The following is a 4,729-nucleotide window of genomic DNA, read 5'->3' as shown; positions in this document are numbered from 1 at the left end:
ATTTATATTCATACTTTCTTTCACTTAGAATACTACCCCCACAATTTAGTAATATTGAGCGTGGGGGGGGGGTATTTTAAAATTTTTTTAGTTATATTAACCTAAACTTATTAACTAATTAATTTTTAATTATTTCATCTAAAAGTTTAAAGGTAAAATCGTTGATTTCTTTTAATTTCTCTTCGCTGACACTTTCAAATCTAGCTACTAAATAAGGGCTAGTATTACTTGCTCGAAGTAGTGAAAATCCATTTTCAAATTCTAATCTCACTCCATCAATTTCAATTAGCTTAGCGTTTAGATTAAGAGATTTTATTTTTTCTTTATAAGTATTTATTATATTAAATTTATCACTTTCATTTACTTTTATTTTTATTTCATTACTTGAATATGCTTTAGGTAAGTTGTTTAAAATATCAATAAAATTAGGGTTTTTTAAATATAGCTCAATAATTCTTAGCATAGAATAAATCGCATCATCGTATCCATAATATTTGTCATTAAAAAATACATGTCCGCTAAGTTCTGCTGCTAAATCCACATTTAATTCTTTTATAGCTTTTTTGATATTTGAATGACCTGTTTTACACATTGAGCAAGTTCCTAGCTCGTTAATTTTATCAAAAATTACTTTTGAGCATTTAACTTCACAAAGGATTTTAGGATTTTTAATATTATTTGCAAATAGATAGCAAAGCTCATCACCTTTAATGATTTTATCTTTTAAAACACATACAATTCTATCAGCATCTCCATCAAAACCAAAGCCAAGTGTCGCAGTATTTTTAACATAGTTATTTTTATAAAGTGGAGTAGGGCAATGATGAGAAAAATTGCTAAAATTAAGCTCATTTTTAATAGCAAATAGATTTTCTTCTTCTGTTGGGTCTGGCTCGTGAGATTTAAATTCACCATCAAATTCACTAAAATAATGAGCGTATTTAATATTTAAAATATCTAAAATGTTTGCTACAACTTCACAAGCTGCACCACTAGCTGTATCAATTGCTAGATTTATATTGGCGTTTTTAAGATGAGCGAATTCTTTTTGCAAAAACTCAATATATTTTGTTTTAATATCTAATTCTTCATATTCAGCATTTTCAATCTTATCATCAAAATCTTTTATGTGATTTGCAACTTCAGTATAAATATCACTAAGCTCTTTTGCAAAAAAACTTTCTTTATTTATAGTGATTTTAAAGCCATTGTATTCTTTAGGGTTATGTGATGCTGTTATCATAATATTTGCATCAATTTCATAAGCGTAATTGCTAAAATACCCAAGTGGAGTAGGAACAAGTCCAAGTGAATAAACCTTAATTCCTGCACGATTTAGCCCATAAATTAAAGCATTATTTAAGACTTTATTACTAAGTCTTGCATCATAGCCTACGCTTACACTTTTTGCATTTTTACTAAGCATAATTTTACCTATTACAAAACCTAAAGCCTTAGTAAAATTAGGACTAATCTCAGTCCCAAAAATCCCCCTAATATCGTATTCTCTAAATATGTGTTTCATTTTGTTTTCCTTAATGTTTAAAGTCTGATTACTATTTTTTTATATATTATACTGTTCAGATGTTAAGCTTTTTTACTTTTACTATATATGTTGATTACAATAAAGGATTACGATGAATATTTTATTTTATATGGATTTAAACAAACAATTAAATGATAGCAACTTTCGATTAGCTACTTTATCTAATAGCATAATAAAACAAGCCAATAATTTAGTTAGAACAGAAAATGTTTTTATTATTGCAGATAAAATACTAATTAATAATTTTTTACAATTAGATATAATATATGATAAAAAAATTAACTTTATAAAAGTAGACTCTGCTGAATTTAATAAAATTTTTAATTTTATTAACTATAAAGAAATAGATCTATTAGATTATAGTAATTTAATATCTTATGAAGAGATACAGAAATTAAAATATTTATTAGTGGATTCTACAATACTTAACAATGTAGATGTTGATATAATATTATCTTGGGAGTGTTGTTCTAATTATTTGAGATATATTTTTAAAACAGCTAAGATGTTATATCAAATGCCAGGAGTGTTGTCACGTGAACCATATTTATCTACAATATCTTTCAATGATGGAATTTTAAAAAACTATGTTAATAACGCACTGAACAACATAGAATTATCAGATCTTGTTTTCATAAAAAATGAGGTAAAAAAGTATTATGAAATTTTAAATATAGTTAATCCTTTTGAACAATTGTTACATTCCTACAAAAAAAAGTTTAAATTTATAATACTATTTCCTTTACAGATAGATAATTACTTTATGATTGATTTTAATAATATAAAACAAAAGCAGTTAAATATTCTTGAATTTGTTTTATGTAATACCCCATATGATATTGGTATTTTAGTAACAAATTATATTTCAAAAAGATATAAAACCAATATATTAACAGAAGAATTAATAAATTATCTAAGTAATAGATTTCCAAATTTTATCTATGATAAAATGACAGATAATATTGATAACTCATCACAGTTTTTGGTACCACAAGTTGATGGAGTTATTACGATATCATCGTCTCTTGGAATACAGGGTGCTATGTATTCTAAACCTATTTTTGTTTTTAGTGAACAAAATCACATAAAAAGATTTCAAACTGCTAATAATTATGAAGATTATATAATGCAAATAAGAGAATGTATAGAAATTAGCCAACAAGATAAAATTATTAATAGTTTGTACACTACAGATATTCCTGTTTGGTTTCTCAATGAAAGTAGTGAATATTATAAATTTTTAAGAAGATTAAAAAATGAAACTACCGGTTCTTTTTATTGGGGAGAATCTAAAGAATACATGAGAAGTATAATAGCAAAAGATCAAATAAATGGTTTGCTAAAAAACACATCTTTTAATATTTGCTATAAAGAAGCACTTGAACAATTAAGAAGGTATGATATCATTTCTTTTGATATTTTTGATACTTTATTAGTTAGACCCTTTTTAGAGCCCACAGAATTGTTTGATTTTATGTCAATATTAATATATGAAGAGATTAAAATAAAAATACCAGATTTTAAATCACTGAGAATTAATGCAGAAAAAAAGGCATTTAAAAAGGCATTAGAATCTGGACTAGGTGAGGTTACTTTAGATGATATTTATAACAATATAGATTTAGAAGTTTATATAAAAAACAAATATTTAAAATATATTAAAGAATTAGAGAAAAGGTGCGAATTTGACTTATTGTATAAAAGAGATTTTGTATATAAGATTTATTTAGAAGCAGTTAAGTTAAATAAGAGAATTATAGTGATATCTGATATGTATTTAGATAGTATTTTTTTATTTTCTGTTTTAAAAAGTAATGGGTATGACAAAATTGATGAAATTTATGTTTCTAGTAAATATAAAGCTAAAAAAAACTCTGGTAAGTTATTTAATCTTGTTAAGAACAAGGAAAAAAAATATAGTGATAGAATATTGCATATTGGAGATAACTTAAAATCAGATATTATAATGGCGCAAGAAAATCAAATAAAAGCTTTCCATGTTGTAAAACCATCTGAAAATTATATTAAGAGCTTTGGATACTCAAGTATTTGGAAAAGAGATGAGGATAGAAGAAAGGTTGATATAAATATACTACTATCTATTATTGGAAATAAATTGTATTCAGATAGTTATCAAAAATTTGATACTAAAAGTATCTTTAATGGAAAATTGGAAAATTTAGGCTATGCTGCTTTTTCATTACTTTTGTTAGGGTTTATAAAGTGGTTGATAGAAGAAATGATTAATGACGGTATTGATAAAGTTTATTTTTTATCAAGAGATGGTAAAATTATGAAAGATGCATATTTATTGGTTTCCAAATATTATAAAAATGCTCCAAGTGCTGAGTATTTGTTATGTTCTAGACAAGCTATAAATAACGCTAAAATAAGAACAGAAAAAGATATTTTAGATTTAATTAGTGTTGATTATGCTAATAATATGAAATTATATGATTTATTTAAATACAGATTTGATATAGATTTAAATTCTATAGACTCTAATTTATTGAAAAAGTATAATTTTACAACTAATACAAAAATTACTTTCAATGATAGAAACACAATATCTAATTTTGCTTTAGAGATTAAGGAGTTGATATTCGAAGTTGCTAATCGTAATAGAAATGCGTATATTAAATACTTGGATACTATGGGTTTTAGTAATAATAAAAATAGTGCTTTAGTAGATATTGGATATGCGGGAACTATGCAAGAATCTCTTTATCAAATAACTAATATAAAAACATCAGGGTATTATCTATTAACTTTTAGAGATGCTATATATAGGGTTAAAAAGAACGGGATGAATATAAAAGGTTATTTAGGTAATTTTATTGATAGACACGATACATACTTAGATTTTTGCAGACATGTGCCGTTATATGAAAGTTTATTTAGCTCATCTGACTCTAGTTTTGTCAAATTTGTTGATTTTAATAATAAATTAGAAGCTATTTTTATGAAAGAACCTTTAAACGAAAAAAGATTAAAATTTGTTAAAAGTGTGCATAATGGAGCTTTGTGTTATATTCAAGATGTATTGAGTATATTAAGAGAATATTTTATTTATCTTGATATTGAACCGCAAAAATCTTTAAGAATACTTAGTATCTTTTTTAAAAATCCAAACTTGAAAGATATTAAGATGTTTGAGGATTTATTATTTGAAGATGCTTATGG

The 4,729-nt window shown here is 24.7% G+C and carries 2 protein-coding genes; one reads left to right on the top strand and one right to left on the bottom strand.

The window, feature by feature from the left end; all coding sequences use genetic code 11:
* Nucleotides 1-118: 118 nt before the first annotated feature.
* Entirely contained in the window at nucleotides 119-1,525 is a 1,407-nt protein-coding gene (locus KJQ97_RS08765; RefSeq protein WP_214120601.1) for a phosphomannomutase/phosphoglucomutase, read from the bottom strand.
* A 112-nt stretch (nucleotides 1,526-1,637) separates the two neighbouring features.
* Between KJQ97_RS08765 and KJQ97_RS08760 the strand changes: the two genes are divergently transcribed.
* A partial coding sequence (locus KJQ97_RS08760; RefSeq protein WP_214120600.1) for an HAD-IA family hydrolase occupies nucleotides 1,638-4,729 on the top strand: 3,092 nt, incomplete at its 3' end.

It is taken from the genome of Campylobacter sp. 2018MI01 (assembly GCF_018501205.1).
Classification (GTDB): Bacteria; Campylobacterota; Campylobacteria; order Campylobacterales; family Campylobacteraceae; genus Campylobacter_E.
The sequence above is the reverse complement of the archived record's forward strand: the minus strand, read 5'-3'. Positions and strand labels throughout refer to the sequence as shown.